Raw genomic sequence first — 15,278 nt, forward strand, 5'->3', positions numbered from 1 at the left:
CCCGTGCTCGATCTGGTGCTTCCGCTCCAGTGCGGCGGATGCGACACCGATGGCACCGCGTGGTGCCGAAACTGCGCCGACGACCTCGCGGTCCGGTCCGACGAACCGCACCTGGTCACCCCGCGGATCGACCCCGGCGTGCCGGTGCTGTCGCTGGGCCGCTACGCCGGCCCGCGGCGAAAGGCCATCGTCGCGCTCAAGGAGCGCGGCCGCGCCGACCTGCGGCACCCGCTCGCCGCGGCACTGTCCGACGCGCTCGCGCATTTGCTGGTTTGGGGGCTGCTCGACGTGCCGCTGACCCTGGTGCCGGCGCCCACGCGCCGCACGGCGGCCCGGCGCCGCGGCGGTGACCCCGTGACCTGCATCGCCCGCGACGCCGCGGCGGGCCTGCCCGGGGTGACGGTCGCTCCGGTCCTGCGCTTCAGGGCGTTCACCCGCGACTCCGTCGGGCTGTCGCCGGCGGCGCGGCAGCGCAACGTCGCCGGGCGGGTGCGTGTGCGCGGGCCCGTCGCCGACCCCGTGGTGGTGGTCGACGACGTGATCACCACGGGCGCCACCGCCGCCGAATCGGTCCGCGTCCTGCAAACCATCGGGGCCGACGTCGTTGCTGTGCTCGCGCTGGCGAACGCGTGACCTCCCGCGCCTGATTACCCGAGGATCAATCCGGCGTGAAGAACTGAGAACAGAAGGACGATTTAGTGGCACGTCCGGTGAACAGCGACTACCGTCGGCACCAACCATCCGTGAACATTTCACGGCGGCGCTCAGTAGCGAGACGCCGGTATCGCGCCAGCGGTAGGAGGTGAGTAGTCGACACCTTGCACCGGCGAGTGGCGAGACCAGAAAGCCCCGTCGGTGCCACGTCTGTTCAGTTGGGCACGCACGGGGCGTGCGATCGCGAGAGGAAATCGAGTTGCCAAGTATGTCAAGAATTTCCGTGGACGCCGACAGCACGATTTTGATGGACCCCGACGACGCGGCGGGGTCGTCTGACGCGACTCCGAACGCCGAGGTGGTGGTGACTGGGCGCAACGTCGAAGTGCCCGATCATTTCCGCGCCTATGTCGCCGAAAAACTGGCCCGTCTTGAGAGATTCGACCGCACCATTTACCTCTTCGGAGTCGAGCTTTATCACGAGAAGAACCGCCGGCAGCGCAAGAACTGTCAGCACGTTGAGATCACCGCGCGGGGGCGCGGCCCGGTGGTGCGCGGTGAAGCGTGCGCAGACAGCTTCTACGCCGCCCTGGAAGCGGCGGTGAGCAAACTTGAGAGCAGGCTGCGCAAGAGCAAGGACCGTCGCAAGATCCACTACGGGGACAAAACCCCGCGGTCGCTGCACGAGGCCTGTTCACCTGACCACCTCGAGCAGGTGTTCGCGCCGCCCACCCAAGATGGCGCGACCCCCGATGCCGGACTCGCCGACACCGCCGACGACCACGAACCCGGGCGGATCGTGCGTGTCAAGGAACATCCGGCCACCCCGATGACCGTCGACGACGCGCTCTACGAGATGGAACTCGTGGGCCACGACTTCTTCCTCTTCCATGACAAGGAGAGCGACCGGCCCTGCGTGGTCTACCGGCGCCACGCGTTCGACTACGGCTTGATCAAGCTCGCCGTACCCTCCTGAGCAACCGGAATCCCCCGGGGCCCGATGTGTCGGATCCCGGGGGATTTCCGTGTGCGCCCCACCGCGGCTGTGAGGCGGCCACGAGGATCCGGCACGTCGCGGCGGAGACGCGCGACCAGCATTTTCGGCGCGTCACCTACGATGGTGTCCGTCTATTCGCGTAACGCATCCGGCGAGGAAAAAGGTATTCAGCGTGCTGTCGAAGTTGCTCCGTATCGGCGAAGGCCGCATGGTCAAGCGCCTCAAGGGGGTGGCTGACTATGTCAACACCCTGTCCGACGACATCGAGAAGCTCTCCGACGCCGAGCTGCGGGCCAAGACCGACGAGTTTCGCCGGCGGCTGGCCGACGGCAAGGAGGACCTCGACGACCTGCTGCCCGAGGCGTTCGCCGTGGCCCGCGAGGCGGCCTGGCGGGTGCTCAACCAGCGGCACTTCGACGTCCAGGTGATGGGCGGCGCCGCGCTGCACTTCGGCAACGTCGCCGAGATGAAGACCGGTGAAGGCAAGACGCTGACCGCGGTGCTGCCGGCCTATCTGAACGCGCTGTCCGGCAAGGGCATGCACATCGTCACGGTCAACGACTACCTCGCCAAGCGCGACGCCGAGCAGATGGGCCGCGTGCACCGCTTCCTCGGCCTCGAGGTCGGCGTGATCCTGTCCCAGATGACCCCGGATCAGCGCCGGGCGGCCTACAACGCCGACATCACCTACGGCACAAACAACGAGTTCGGCTTCGACTACCTGCGCGACAACATGGCGCTGCGGCTCGAGGACTGCGTCCAGCGCGGCCACAACTTCGCGATCGTCGACGAGGTCGACTCCATCCTGATCGACGAGGCCCGCACCCCGCTGATCATCTCCGGCCCCGCCGACGGCGGCTCGAACTGGTACACCGAGTTCGCCCGGCTGGCCCCGCTGATGGAGAAGGACGTCCACTACGAGGTGGACATCAAGAAGCGGGTGGTCGGCATCAACGAGCTCGGCGTCGAGTTCGTTGAGGACCAGCTGGGCATCGAGAACCTCTACGAGGCCGCCAACTCGCCCCTGATCAGCTACCTCAACAACGCCATCAAGGCCAAGGAGCTGTTCGAGCGCGACAAGCACTACATCGTCCGCAACGGCGAGGTTCTCATCGTCGACGACTTCACCGGCCGCGTGCTGATCGGCCGGCGCTACAACGAGGGCCTGCACCAGGCGATCGAGGCCAAGGAACACGTCGAGATCAAGGCCGAGAACCAGACCGTCGCGACCATCACGCTGCAGAACTACTTCCGCCTCTACGACAAGCTGGCCGGCATGACCGGCACCGCCGAGACCGAGGCCGCCGAGCTGCACGAGATCTACAAGCTCGGCGTGGTGCCGATCCCGACCAACCGGCCGATGATCCGCTCCGACCAGTCCGACCTCATCTACAAGACCGAGGAAGCCAAGTTCATCGCCGTCGTCGACGACGTGACCGAGCGCTACGAGAAGGGCCAGCCGGTCCTGATCGGCACCACCAGCGTGGAACGCTCCGAGTTCCTGTCCCGGCAGTTCGAGAAGCGGCGCATCCCGCACAACGTGCTCAACGCGAAGTACCACGAGCAGGAGGCCGGCATCATCGCCGAGGCCGGCCGGCTCGGCGCGATCACGGTCGCCACCAACATGGCCGGCCGCGGCACCGACATCGTGCTCGGCGGCAACGTCGACTACCTGCTCGACCGGCGGCTGCGTCAGCGCGGCCTCGATCCGGTCGAGACGCCCGACGAGTACGAGCAGGCCTGGCACGAGGAGCTGCCCGCGGTCAAGGAGGAGGTGGCCGAAGAAGCCAAGGACGTCATCGCCGTCGGCGGGCTCTACGTGCTCGGCACCGAACGGCACGAGTCGCGCCGCATCGACAACCAGCTGCGCGGTCGCTCCGGCCGCCAGGGCGACCCCGGTGAGTCCCGCTTCTACCTGTCGCTGGCCGACGAGCTGATGCGCCGCTTCAATGGCGCCACCCTGGAGACGTTGCTGACCCGGCTGAACCTGCCCGACGACGTGCCGATCGAGGCCAAGATGGTCTCGCGCGCGATCAAGAGCGCCCAGACCCAGGTCGAGCAGCAGAACTTCGACATCCGCAAGGAAGTGCTGAAGTACGACGAGGTGATGAACCAGCAGCGCAAGGTGATCTACGCCGAGCGCCGCCGCATCCTGGAAGGCGAGAACCTCGCCGAGCAGGCCCACAAGATCCTGGTCGACGTGATCACCGCCTACGTCGACGGCGCCACCGCCGAGGGTTACTCCGAGGACTGGGACCTGGAGAAGCTGTGGGAAGGGCTCAAGCAGCTCTACCCGGTGAGCATCGACCACCACGACCTGATCGACTCCGACGCCGTCGGCGAGCCCGGCGAGCTGACCCGCGAGGAGCTTCTCGACGCGCTGATCGCCGACGCCGAGCGGGCCTACGCCGAGCGTGAGCGTGAGATCGAGGAGATCGCCGGCGAAGGCGCGATGCGTCAGCTGGAGCGCAACGTGCTGCTCAACGTGCTAGACCGCAAATGGCGCGAGCATCTCTACGAGATGGACTACCTGCGCGAGGGCATCGGCCTGCGCGGGCTGGCCCAGCAGCGGCCTGAGGTCGAATACGCCCGTGAGGGCTACGACATGTTCGTCGCGATGCTCGACGGCATGAAGGAGGAGTCGGTCGGCTTCCTGTTCAACGTGCAGGTCGAGCGGGCCCCAGCCGCGCCGGCGGTGGCCGCCCAGCCCACCCCGTCCGGCCTCGCCGAGTTCGCCGCCGCCGCGGCCCAGCAGGGCGGCGTGGCCACCAAGGAGCGGCCCGCCCCCGCGGCCGGCCTACGCGCCAAGGGGCTCGACGAGAAGGCCCAGCCGCTGACCTACTCGGGTCCGTCCGAGGACGGCGGCGTCGAGGTCAAGCGCTCAGGCGGCGCTCCGTCGACCGGCGGCAGCCGCAAGGAACGGCGCGAGGCCGCCCGCCAGCAGCAGAAGAGCGGCCGGCACGCCAAGCGCCGCTGACTCATCCGATCTGCAGCGCCACCAGGCGCCAGCTGTTGTCGTGGCGGATGATCCGTCCCGCGACGGCGTGTACGCGGCCGCTGCGGGTGAACGACGCGAACACCTCCGCGGCGGTGACCTCCCCGTCGCTGCCGACGGAGCGGACCCGCACCCGTCGCAGCGTCGCGCTGCCCGTCCGCGGCGCCGCGGCGCGGGCGATGACGCAGTCGACGAGCACCGGCGGCATCAGCGGACGCAGCTGCGCCACGGGCCGGCGCCGGTCGATGACCTCGATGACCCGGCGCAACGCGGTCTCGGCGAACAGCACGGCCGACCGCGGCGGCGGCGGCTCGTGGGAAAGTGGCGGCGGACGGCGGGTGCGCACCGGTCGTTGCGGCGCCCGGTGCAGGGCTGCCCCGGACGGGACCGGGCACGGCGGCGCCGGGCGGGCCAACGGCCGTGGGCGGGGTTCGTAATCGACGACCGGCGAGGTTCTCCACGCCGACGGCGGCTGCGCGAGTTCGGACAGGTTGCGGGGTGCGGACATGCGGGCTCTCCAGTGATCGCGGTGGTCGATCTGCCGGAGAGTTGCAGACCGCTCCATGTTCGCACGGCTGCCGGACCCCATCGAGCACCTGATGTGCACATGTGGTGGGCTGCCCGGGGGAATGCCGATACCGTGGCAGGGTCCGTACAGCGACGAGGCGAATGGGGAGGCAGCGCCGCACATGGTGACGAGGTTGTCGGCGTCGGACGCGTCCTTCTTCCGCCTGGAGAACTCGGCGACGCCGATGTACGTCGGGTCGCTGCAGATCCTGCGCAGGCCCCGCAACGGGCTGAGCTACGAGACACTGCTGGCCACCGTCGAGCAGCGGCTACCGCAGATCCCTCGCTACCGGCAGAAGGTGCGCGAGGTAACCCTCGGACTGGCCCGGCCGGTGTGGATCGACGACCGTGACTTCGACATCACCTACCACGTCCGGCGCTCGGCGCTGCCGTCGCCGGGCAGCGACGCCCAGCTGCACGAACTGGTGGCCCGGCTCGGGTCCCGCCCGCTGGACAAGACCCGGCCACTGTGGGAGATGTACCTGGTCGAGGGCCTGGCCAAGAACCGGCTGGCCATCTACACGAAGTCGCATCAGGCGCTCGTCAACGGCATGACCGCGCTGGAGATCGGGCACGTGATCGCCGACCGCACCCAGAAGCCGCCGGAGTTCGGTGAGGACATCTGGATCCCCGGCCGCGAACCCGGTGACCGGCAGCTGCTGATGGGCGCGCTCGGTGAGTGGATCATGCGACCCACTGCGCAGGCCGCCGCCGTCCGCTCGATGATGACCGAGGCCGTCACCAACACCAGCCATCTCGTCGACCTCGGGCGTCGCGCCGCGGACGTGGCGCGCACCGTCGCCCGCGGCGCCGCGCCGAGCAGCCCGCTGAACACCACCGTGTCCCGCAACCGGCGCTTCTCAGTGGCCTCGGGCAGCCTCGACGAGTTCCGCGCCGTGAGGGCCCGCTACGACTGCGACGTCAACGACGTGGTGCTCGCGATGGTCGCCGGCGCGCTGCGCAACTGGCTGCTGTCGCGCGGGGAACCGGTGCGCGCGTCGACCACGGTGCGCGCGATGGCGCCGATGCCGGTGTACCCCGACGCCGAGATCGACTCCGCCGGTCCCGGCCAGGCGATCGGCGAGGTAGCGCCGTTTCTGGTGGATCTTCCTGTGGGAGAAGGGAATCCGGTGGTCAGGCTGTCCCAGATCGCGCACGCCACCGAAACGCATCCGACCGCGCCGGCCCTCGTCGACGCCCGCACCATCATCACGCTGTCGGGCTTCGCGCCACCGACGTTGCACGCCATGGGCATTCGTGTCGCGACGAGCTTCTCGGCGCGGCTGTTCAATCTACTCATCACGAATGCTCCCGGCGCCCAGAACCAGATGTACATCGCCGGCACGAAACTGCTGGAGTCCTACGCTGTTCCGCCGTTGCTGCACAACCAGACACTGGCGATCGGCGTCACGTCCTACAACGGGATGCTGTACTTCGGCATCAACGCCGACCGCGACGCGATGAGCGACGTCGACATGCTGCCCAGCCTGCTCCGCGAGAGCCTCGACGAGCTGGTGGAAGCCGCGCGGTGACCATGTCGTAGCGGGCCCGGGATTGACTGGGCAGCGCCACAAGGGTCGAATGGTCGGCGATGGCTGACTTTTCCGAGCACCAGGCGACCGTTGTTCCTTCTTCCGAGGGGGACGCCGACTCCGGCCGTCACCCGGTGCTCGACATCCCGGTCGAGGAGGAGCGGATCACCCGCAGTCGCGGCATCGACTGGGTGGTGTTCGGTGTCACCGCCGTCATCGCGCTCAGCTTCCTGACGTGGGGTTTCCTGAGCACCGAGACGCTGGCCGGCGTCTCGAGCGCGGCGCTGACCTGGGTGATGAACAACACCGGCTGGCTGTTCGTGCTCACCAGCACCGGCTTCGTGGTGTTCGTGCTGTACCTGGCGCTCGGCCGGTACGGCACGATCCCGCTGGGCCGCGACGACGAACCGCCGGAGTTCAAGGGGATCTCGTGGGTCGCGATGATGTTCAGCGCGGGCATGGGCATCGGGTTGATGTTCTTCGGGGTCGCCGAACCGTTGTCGCATTTCACGACCCCGCCGCCCGGTACCGGTCCGGCAGGCAACCCCGAGGCCGTGCAGAACGCGATGGCCACCACGCTGTTCCACTGGAGTCTGCACCCGTGGGCGATCTACGCCGTGGTGGGTCTGGCGATTGCCTACGGCGTGTACCGCAAGGGGCGTCTGCAGCTGATCAGTGCCGCGTTCGAACCGCTGCTCGGCCCCCGGGCCAACGGCGCGTGGGGCAAGGTCATCGACATGCTGGCGATCTTCGCCACGCTGTTCGGTTCGGCGGCCTCGCTGGGCTTGGGTGCCCTGCAGATTCGTAGCGGTCTGCAGATCGTCGGCGGCATCGGAGAGACCGGAAACACGATCCTGGTCGTCATCATCACGGTGCTGACACTGTGTTTCGTGCTGTCGGCGGTCTCCGGGGTGGCGCGCGGCATCCAGTGGCTGTCCAACATCAACATGGTGATGGCGATCGCGCTGGCCTTCTTCGTGTTCGTGGTCGGCCCTACGGTTTTCATTCTCAACCTGTTGCCGACCACGCTGGGTAGCTACTTCGCCGACCTGAGCATGATGTCGGCGCGCACCGGCGCCGAGGGTCCCGACGTCAACGCCTGGCTGCAGTCGTGGACGATCTTCTACTGGGCGTGGTGGGTGTCGTGGACACCGTTCGTCGGCATGTTCATCGCCCGCATCTCGCGGGGCCGCACCATCCGTCAGTTCGTCGCCGGCGTACTGGTGGTGCCGAGCCTGGTGTCACTGGTCTGGTTCGTGGTGTTCGGCGGTTCGGCGATCAACGTGCAACAGAGCGGCACCGATCTGGCCGGCGAGGGCGGCGTGGAGGAGCAGTTGTTCACACTGCTCGACCAGTATCCGATCGCGACGGTCGCCAGCGTGGTGGTCATGATCCTGGTGGCGATCTTCTTCGTCTCCGGCGCCGACGCCGCGTCGATCGTGATGGGCTCGCTGTCGCAGAAGGGCACCATCAGACCCAGCCGCGGCACCGTCGTGTTCTGGGGTGTGGCCACCGGCGCCGTCGCCGCGGTGATGCTGCTCGTCGGCGGCGAGGACGCACTGACCGGCCTGCAGACCATCACGATCATCGCGGCGCTGCCGTTTGTGCTGGTGATGGTCGGGCTGGCGGTGTCGCTGCTCAAGGATCTGCGTCGCGACCCGATGATCGTGCGGCGCGAATACGCCGTCGAGGCCGTGAACAGCGCGGTGATCGCCGGGGTCACCGCGCACGGCGACGACTTCGTGCTCGCCGTGCAGAAGGACCCGCACGCCGACACCGACGACGACGAGCCGAGCGCGTCGCGCTGAGCAGGTGAGCGCGACCGGGCGGCTACCCTTCAGGTCGTGCGCGTCTACGTCCCGGCAACACTGGCCATGCTGCAACGCCTGGTCGCCGACGAATCCCTGCGGCCCGTCAACGGGACCGCGTTCGCGGTGACGCCGGCGTTGCGGGAGGCCTATGCCGAGGGGGACGAGGACGAACTGGCCGATGTCGCCTTGCGTGAGGCGGCGCTGGCGTCGCTGCGCATCCTCGACGACGCGGGCACCGGTGGTCTGCCGCCGCGGCGGGTGGTGGTCGAAGCCGACCTCGACGACGACGCCGTCACCGCGCGGCCCGACCTCGACGACGCCGTGGTCCGCATCTCCGGGGCCGTCCCGCTCGACCGGGTGATCGCCGGCTACGTCGACACAGCGGCGGCCGAGGCCGCCGTGCTGGCCGCGACGGAGGTCATCGACGCCGCCGATCTCGGGGACGAGGACGCCGAGCTGACCGTCGGCGACGCCCAGGACCACGACCTGGCGTGGTACGCGCCCCAGGAGTTTCCGTTCCTGCTCGAGCTGCTCTGAGGCTGGATACGGTGCCGTAAGTTACGGTACCGTAGGTTCACGCGTCGCTCCGGTGGGTACGCCATCGACAGCCACAGCAAGCCGGGTAGGAGCCCATGGCCAAGAACACCATCAAGAACACCGCGAAGGTCGCCGACACGGTGCGGCCGACGATCGCCGGCGCCAAGGAACGGCCCGGCTGGCATCTGCTGCGCACCATCGCAGGCCGGATCACCACACCGTTGCTGCCCGACGACTACCTGCAACTGGCCAACCCGCTGTGGTCGGCCAGGGAACTGCGCGGACGCGTGCTCGAGGTGCGCCGCGAAACCGTCGACTCGGCCACCCTGGTCATCAAGCCGGGATGGGGGTTCTCGTTCGACTACGAGGCGGGTCAATACATCGGTATCGGACTGCTGGTCGACGGCCGTTGGCGCTGGCGGTCCTACTCTCTGACCAGCAGTCCCATCACCAGCAAGGGCTCGCGCACCATCACCATCACGGTCAAGGCGATGCCCGAGGGCTTTCTGTCGACACACCTGGTCGGCGGCGTCGCGCCCGGAACGATCGTCAGACTGGCTGCGCCGCAAGGCAACTTCGTCATGCCGAATCCGGCGCCCGACTCGGTGCTGTTCCTGACCGCAGGGTCGGGCATCACCCCGGTGATGTCGATGCTGCGCACGCTCGCGCGGCGTGAGCAGATCACCGACGTGGCACACGTGCACTCGGCGCCCACCGAGGACGACGTGATGTTCGGCGCCGAACTGTCCGCGCTGGCCGCCCGGCACGACGGTTACCGGCTGCAACTGCGGCCCACCCGCACCGTGGGTCGGCTGGACCTGGCCCGCCTGGACGAGGTGGTGCCCGATTGGCGGGAACGCCAGACGTGGGCGTGCGGACCCGAGGCCATGCTCGAAGCCGCCGAGCGGACCTGGGGGGCGGCCGGGATCGCCGACCGTCTGCACCTGGAGCGCTTCGCCGTCACCCGGGCCGCGCACGGCAGCGGCGGCACCGTCGAATTCTCCCGGTCGGGCAAGACCGCCACCGTCGACGGTGCAACCTCACTGATGGACGCGGGTGAGGCCGCCGGGATCCAGATGCCGTTCGGCTGCCGCATGGGCATCTGCCAGTCGTGCGTGGTGGGTCTGCTGGACGGCCATGTGCGCGACCTGCGCACCGGGGTGGAGCACGAGCCGGGAACCCGGGTGCAGACGTGCGTGTCGGCCGCATCGGGTGATTGTGTGCTCGACGTCTGACATTTACTGACTAGTAACCTACGACGACGTAGGTTACGGTAGCGTAGGTAGACGAGAGGAGGGCTGATAATGGCCATCACCGACGTACCAGAGTTCACGCACCTGACCGAGACCGACATCGAGAATCTCGGACGCGAACTGGACGCCATCCGCCAGGACATCGAGGACTCCCGAGGCGAGCGGGATGCGCGTTACATCCGCCGCACCATCGCCGCCCAGCGTGCGCTGGAGGTGGCCGGCCGGCTGATGCTGGCGGGCAGCTCCAAGCGCCGGTTCTGGTGGGCCGGCACCGCGACCTTGGGCGTGGCCAAGATCATCGAGAACATGGAGATCGGCCACAACGTCATGCACGGTCAGTGGGATTGGATGAACGATCCCGAGATCCATTCCTCCTCATGGGAATGGGACATGAGCGGCGCCTCCAAGCACTGGCGCTTCACCCACAACTTCATGCACCACAAGTACACGAACATCCTCGGCATGGACGACGACGTGGGCTACGGCGTCATCCGCGTGACCCGCGATCAGCGGTGGCGGCCGATGAACATGCTCAACCTGTTCTTCAACACCCTGCTCGCCGTCGGGTTCGAGTGGGGCGTGGGTCTGCAGCACCTGGAGCTCGGCAAGATCTCCAAGGGCCGCGACGATCGCCGGGCCACGCTGGTGCGGGTCCGTGAGTTCGGGGTCAAGGCCGGCCAGCAGGTGTTCAAGGACTACGTGGCGTTCCCCGCGGTGACGTCGCTGTCACCCGGCGCGACGTTCAAGTCGACGCTGACGGCCAACGCGGTCGCCAACGTGATCCGCAACATCTGGTCCAACGCGGTGATCTTCTGCGGCCATTTCCCCGACGGCGCAGAGAAATTCACCAAGACCGACATGATCGGTGAGAGCCGCGGCCAGTGGTACCTGCGGCAGATGCTCGGCAGCGCCAACTTCGACAACGGCCCCGTGCTGCGGTTCATGAGCGGCAACCTGTGCTACCAGATCGAGCATCACCTGTACCCGGATCTGCCCAGCAACCGGCTCCACGAGATCTCGCTGCGGGTGCGCGAGCTCTGCGAGAAGTACGACCTGCCCTACACCACCGGCTCTTTCCTGGTGCAGTACGGCAAGTCGTGGCGCACGATCGCGAAACTGTCGCTGCCGGACCGGTTCCTGCGCGACACCGCCGACGACGCCCCCGAGACGCGCAGCGAGCGGATGTTCGCCGACCTGGATCCGTCCGAGCGGCGGGGGCTGAAGTCGGCGATCGCCGCGGTGCGCCGGCGCCGGCGCGAGAAGGCCGCCGTGAAGGCCGCGGTCAAGCCGCGGGACCTGGCTGCCTGAGTCTGCTTGCAGACACAGAATCGCCCGCTGTCAGCTTGGGTTCACACGGTCGTCGCAACGCTCTCAATCTGAGAGGTTGCGGCGACCGTGTCGTTTTCGGAGGACTGTGTTCGATTTGGTGATCAGCTGGCAAAGCTCGTCGATGCGGGCGTGCCAGTGCGGGAAGCGGCGGAGTCGTTGGGGGTGTCGCGGCAGCGGGCGTATGCCATCTTGAGGGCCACCGGCCGGCCGATGGGCTCGCCGCGTCCGGATGTCACCGGCGTGGACCCTGCGCGGGTGGCAGCGGTATTCACAGCGACTGGCTCGGTGAATGCGGCGGCCAAAGCTGTCGGAGTGGCGCACTCCACGGCCCGCCGGATGCTCGTGGAGGCGGGCTTGGTCGACCCAGCACCGCGCACGCGCGGGCAAGCCCGCTGAGCGGGCCCGGTTTCACGAATTGCTCGAGACGGGCTGGTCGTCGGCGCGGGCCGCCCGAGAGGTCGGGGTCAATGAGCGCACCGCCCGGGATTGGCGTGCCGGTATCCGCCAGATCGGCAACACGCGGGTGTATTCCGATGGCACGGTCGTCGATTACGCCAGCGGGACGCGGTACATACAACCGGTGAAATCCACTGCTGCCGACCAACATCCTGCATCTGAACAGGCATCCCTCAGTAGGTATTTGCAGCTCGCTGATCGGCTGCTCATCGCCGACGGCCTGACCGCCGGCCTGAGTTACACAGCCATCGCTGACAAGATCGGTCGAGATAAATCGACGGTCTCTCGTGAGGTCGCTGCCCACCGTGTCGCGGGCTTATATCTGCCGTATCAGGCCGAGACGGCCGCCGCGGCAGCTCGGGCCCGTCCGAAGCAGTCCAAACTGGTGAGCAACCAGAAACTGCGGCAGGTGGTCACCGACGGTTTGAGCAACCGGTGGTCCCCTGAGGAGATCTCGCATCGTCTGGTCAAGGATTTTCCGGACGACGAGAGTATGCGGGTGAGCCACGAAACGATCTATCAAGCACTCTATTTCCAGGCCCGCGGAGGCCTCAAAAAGGAAGTGGCCCAAGCGCTTCGGTCTGGCAGAACCCGCCGCAAACCACGCCGCAGGGCCGGACAGCGCTACCAACGGTTCGTTGACCCGATGATCATGATCTCTGATCGACCCGCCGAAATCGAGGACCGCGCCGTGCCCGGGCACTGGGAAGGCGACCTCATCACCGGGGAACTCAACAGGACCGCCATCGCCACCCTCGTCGAACGCACCACCCGCTACACCATGCTGGTGCACCTATCCGGCGGCCACGACGCGGAGTCTGTGCGCGACGGCCTGATCGCCACCATGAAGACACTGCCCGAACATCTGCGGGGATCGCTGACCTGGGACCAGGGCGCCGAGATGGCTGGACACAAGCAGTTCACGATGGCCACCGACATGCAGGTGTACTTCTGCGACCCGGCCAGTCCCTGGCAGCGCGGCACCAACGAAAACACCAACGGCCTGCTTCGCCAGTACTTTCCCAAAGGTACCGACCTGAGTATCTATGGGCCTGAGGACCTCGAACACGTCGCCCAGCAACTCAACGGCCGACCACGCAAAACGCTCGACTGGGATACCCCAGCCGAGCGTTTGCGTGATCTACTACAGACCCATTAACCAGCAGTGTTGCGACGACTCCTAGAAACCGCCCAGCCGACAGCGGGCGATTCTGTGTCGTGCCACGCTGTCAGTCGGGGACGTAGTCGAACGTGTCCGGGTTCGGTCCGATGCGGCCGGACTCGCCCCGGTCGAGTGCGGAGATCGCGGCGACGTCGTCGTCGCCGAGTTCGAAGTCGAACAGCGCGAAGTTGTCCTTGATGCGTTGTAGCGTGACCGATTTCGGAAACACGATATCGCCGCGCTGGATGTGCCAACGCAGCACCACCTGGGCCGGCGTCTTGCCTGTCGCGTCGGCGATGCGGGTGACGACGGGATCGTCGAGCACCTTGCCCTGCGCGATCGGGGACCATGCCTCGGTCGCGATGCCGTGTTGCCGGCCGTAGGCGCGCACCTCGTCGTTGGCGAAGTACGGGTGCACCTCGATCTGGTTCACCGCCGGCACGGTGCCGGTCTCGTCGGCGAGCCGCTGCAGGTGCGCGACCTGAAAGTTCGACACGCCGATACTGCGCGCCCGGCCGTCATTCTTGAACTCCTCCAGTGTCTTCCACGTCGACACGTAGTCACCGTCGTACAGGGTGGGCAGCGGCCAGTGGATCAGGAACAGGTCGACATAGTCGGAGCCGAGTGCCTCCAGCGTGCCGTCGAACGCGCGGCGGGCGTCGTCGGGCCTGTGGAAGCCGTTGTTCAGCTTGCTGGTGACGAACACCTCGGAGCGGTCGATGCCGGCGTCACGGATGCCCTGACCGACGCCCTGCTCGTTCTGATACATCTCGGCGGTGTCGATATGGCGGTAACCGACCTCGAGGGCCGACCGCACCGCGGCGGCCGTCTCGTCCGGCGGCACCTGGTAGACGCCGAAGCCGAGCTGCGGAATCGTGGCACCGTCGTTCAATTCAATCGTAGGTACGTTGCTCAAAGTCACTCCTCCTCATTCGCCGACAGCGTGCCCGGCGGGCAGGCCCTGCAAACCATCCACGGGAACCAACATCCCGGCCGCCTTCACCCTTCCCGCAGCGCAGCCAGCAGCCGGCGGGCTGCGTGCACCCGGGCCTCGGCCGCGCCGGTCAGCCCGTCCAGCGCGCACTCAGGGTCTGCGGGCGGCCCCATGTGCCCGCAGCCCCGCGGACAGTCGTCGATCGCGTCGGCCAGATCGGAGAACGCCAGCACGACGTCGTCGGGCGCGATGTGGGCCAAACCGAACGACCGGATGCCCGGGGTGTCGATCACCCATCCGCCCGCCTTCAGCGGCAACGCCACCGACTGCGTCGAGGTGTGCCGGCCCTTGCCCACGTCGGTGACCGTGCCGATCGCCCGTTCCGCTTCGGGCACAAGGCGATTCACCAGCGTCGACTTACCGACCCCGGAATGGCCCAGCAGCGCGGTGACCTTGCCGGCCAGCAGGGCGCCGACCGCATCCAAAGGGTCGTCGCGCCCGGCGGTGGTGATGGTCAGATCGAGGTCGCGGAACTGTTCGGCGAACGGCGCTGCCGGTGCGAGGTCGGTCTTGGTCAGACACAGGATCGGCGTCAGTCCGCCGGCGTACGCGGCGATCAGCGTGCGTTCGACCAAACCCGTGCGGGGCGGCGGATCGGCCAGCGCCACCACGATCAGCAGCTGATCGGCGTTGGCGACCACCACCCGCTCGGTCGGATCGGTGTCATCTGCGGTGCGCCGCAACACTGTTCGGCGTTCACCGCGACGCACGATGCGGGCCAGGGTGTCGGCGCGGCCTGACAGGTCGCCCACCACGTCGACATCGTCGCCGACCACGATCGGTGTGCGGCCCAGCTCGCGGGCCCGCATCGCCGTCACCCGGCGCGCAGGGTCGCCGTCGAGGACGCAGCCCCAGCGGCCCCGGTCGACGGTCACCACCATGGCCCGCTCGGCGTCGGCGTGTTCGGGGCGGGTCTTGGTGCGCGGGCGAGTGCCGCGTCCGGGTCGGATCCGGACATCGGACTCGTCGTATTCGCGCTTGCTCAAAGGCT

At 67.8% G+C, this 15,278-nt stretch carries 12 protein-coding genes; 9 read left to right on the forward strand and 3 right to left on the reverse strand.

The window, feature by feature from the left end:
* The first annotated feature begins 3 nt into the window (after nucleotides 1–3).
* From KXD97_RS15515 to secA, 3 genes are all read left to right on the forward strand, one after another.
* The gene (locus KXD97_RS15515) at nucleotides 4–633 is read left to right on the forward strand and encodes a ComF family protein (protein WP_260757725.1); all 630 of its coding nucleotides are present in this window, start codon (nucleotides 4–6) and stop codon (nucleotides 631–633) included.
* A gap of 328 nt (nucleotides 634–961) precedes the next feature.
* The gene (gene hpf / locus KXD97_RS15520; RefSeq protein WP_396885430.1) at nucleotides 962–1,630 is read left to right on the forward strand and encodes a ribosome hibernation-promoting factor, HPF/YfiA family; all 669 of its coding nucleotides are present in this window, start codon (nucleotides 962–964) and stop codon (nucleotides 1,628–1,630) included.
* Between the two features lie 193 nt (nucleotides 1,631–1,823).
* Entirely contained in the window at nucleotides 1,824–4,628 is a 2,805-nt protein-coding gene (gene secA / locus KXD97_RS15525; RefSeq protein WP_260757727.1) for a preprotein translocase subunit SecA, read from the forward strand.
* A 1-nt stretch (nucleotide 4,629) separates the two neighbouring features.
* Here the strand turns inward: secA and KXD97_RS15530 are convergent, their stop codons facing one another.
* Complete coding sequence (locus tag KXD97_RS15530) at nucleotides 4,630–5,154, reverse strand: Rv3235 family protein (RefSeq protein ID WP_260757728.1); 525 nt, start codon at nucleotides 5,152–5,154, stop codon at nucleotides 4,630–4,632.
* A gap of 181 nt (nucleotides 5,155–5,335) precedes the next feature.
* Between KXD97_RS15530 and KXD97_RS15535 the strand changes: the two genes are divergently transcribed.
* From KXD97_RS15535 to KXD97_RS15560, 6 genes are all read left to right on the forward strand, one after another.
* Nucleotides 5,336–6,745, forward strand: a complete 1,410-nt coding sequence (locus KXD97_RS15535) for a wax ester/triacylglycerol synthase family O-acyltransferase (RefSeq protein WP_260757993.1) — start codon at nucleotides 5,336–5,338, stop codon at nucleotides 6,743–6,745.
* A gap of 59 nt (nucleotides 6,746–6,804) precedes the next feature.
* Nucleotides 6,805–8,553, forward strand: coding sequence for a BCCT family transporter (locus KXD97_RS15540; RefSeq protein WP_260757729.1), 1,749 nt, complete (start codon nucleotides 6,805–6,807; stop codon nucleotides 8,551–8,553).
* Nucleotides 8,554–8,589: 36 nt separating this feature from the next.
* Nucleotides 8,590–9,093: a DUF6912 family protein gene (locus KXD97_RS15545; RefSeq protein WP_396885296.1), complete on the forward strand. Its 504-nt coding sequence runs from the start codon at nucleotides 8,590–8,592 to the stop codon at nucleotides 9,091–9,093.
* A 95-nt stretch (nucleotides 9,094–9,188) separates the two neighbouring features.
* Nucleotides 9,189–10,328, forward strand: coding sequence for a ferredoxin reductase (locus KXD97_RS15550; RefSeq protein ID WP_260757730.1), 1,140 nt, complete (start codon nucleotides 9,189–9,191; stop codon nucleotides 10,326–10,328).
* A 69-nt stretch (nucleotides 10,329–10,397) separates the two neighbouring features.
* Nucleotides 10,398–11,654, forward strand: a complete 1,257-nt coding sequence (locus KXD97_RS15555) for a fatty acid desaturase (protein WP_260757731.1) — start codon at nucleotides 10,398–10,400, stop codon at nucleotides 11,652–11,654.
* A gap of 601 nt (nucleotides 11,655–12,255) precedes the next feature.
* Nucleotides 12,256–13,290, forward strand: a complete 1,035-nt coding sequence (locus tag KXD97_RS15560) for an IS30 family transposase (RefSeq protein WP_260757995.1) — start codon at nucleotides 12,256–12,258, stop codon at nucleotides 13,288–13,290.
* 70 nt (nucleotides 13,291–13,360) lie between these two features.
* On the opposite strand, the gene KXD97_RS15565 is transcribed toward KXD97_RS15560, so the two are convergent.
* Complete coding sequence (locus KXD97_RS15565) at nucleotides 13,361–14,209, reverse strand: aldo/keto reductase (protein WP_260757732.1); 849 nt, start codon at nucleotides 14,207–14,209, stop codon at nucleotides 13,361–13,363.
* A gap of 83 nt (nucleotides 14,210–14,292) precedes the next feature.
* A complete protein-coding gene (gene rsgA / locus KXD97_RS15570) occupies nucleotides 14,293–15,273 on the reverse strand; it encodes a ribosome small subunit-dependent GTPase A (protein ID WP_260757733.1) in 981 nt (326 codons plus the stop codon).
* Nucleotides 15,274–15,278 lie beyond the last annotated feature (5 nt).

The sequence above is a fragment of the Mycobacterium sp. SMC-8 genome (assembly GCF_025263565.1).
Taxonomy (GTDB): domain Bacteria; phylum Actinomycetota; class Actinomycetes; order Mycobacteriales; family Mycobacteriaceae; genus Mycobacterium.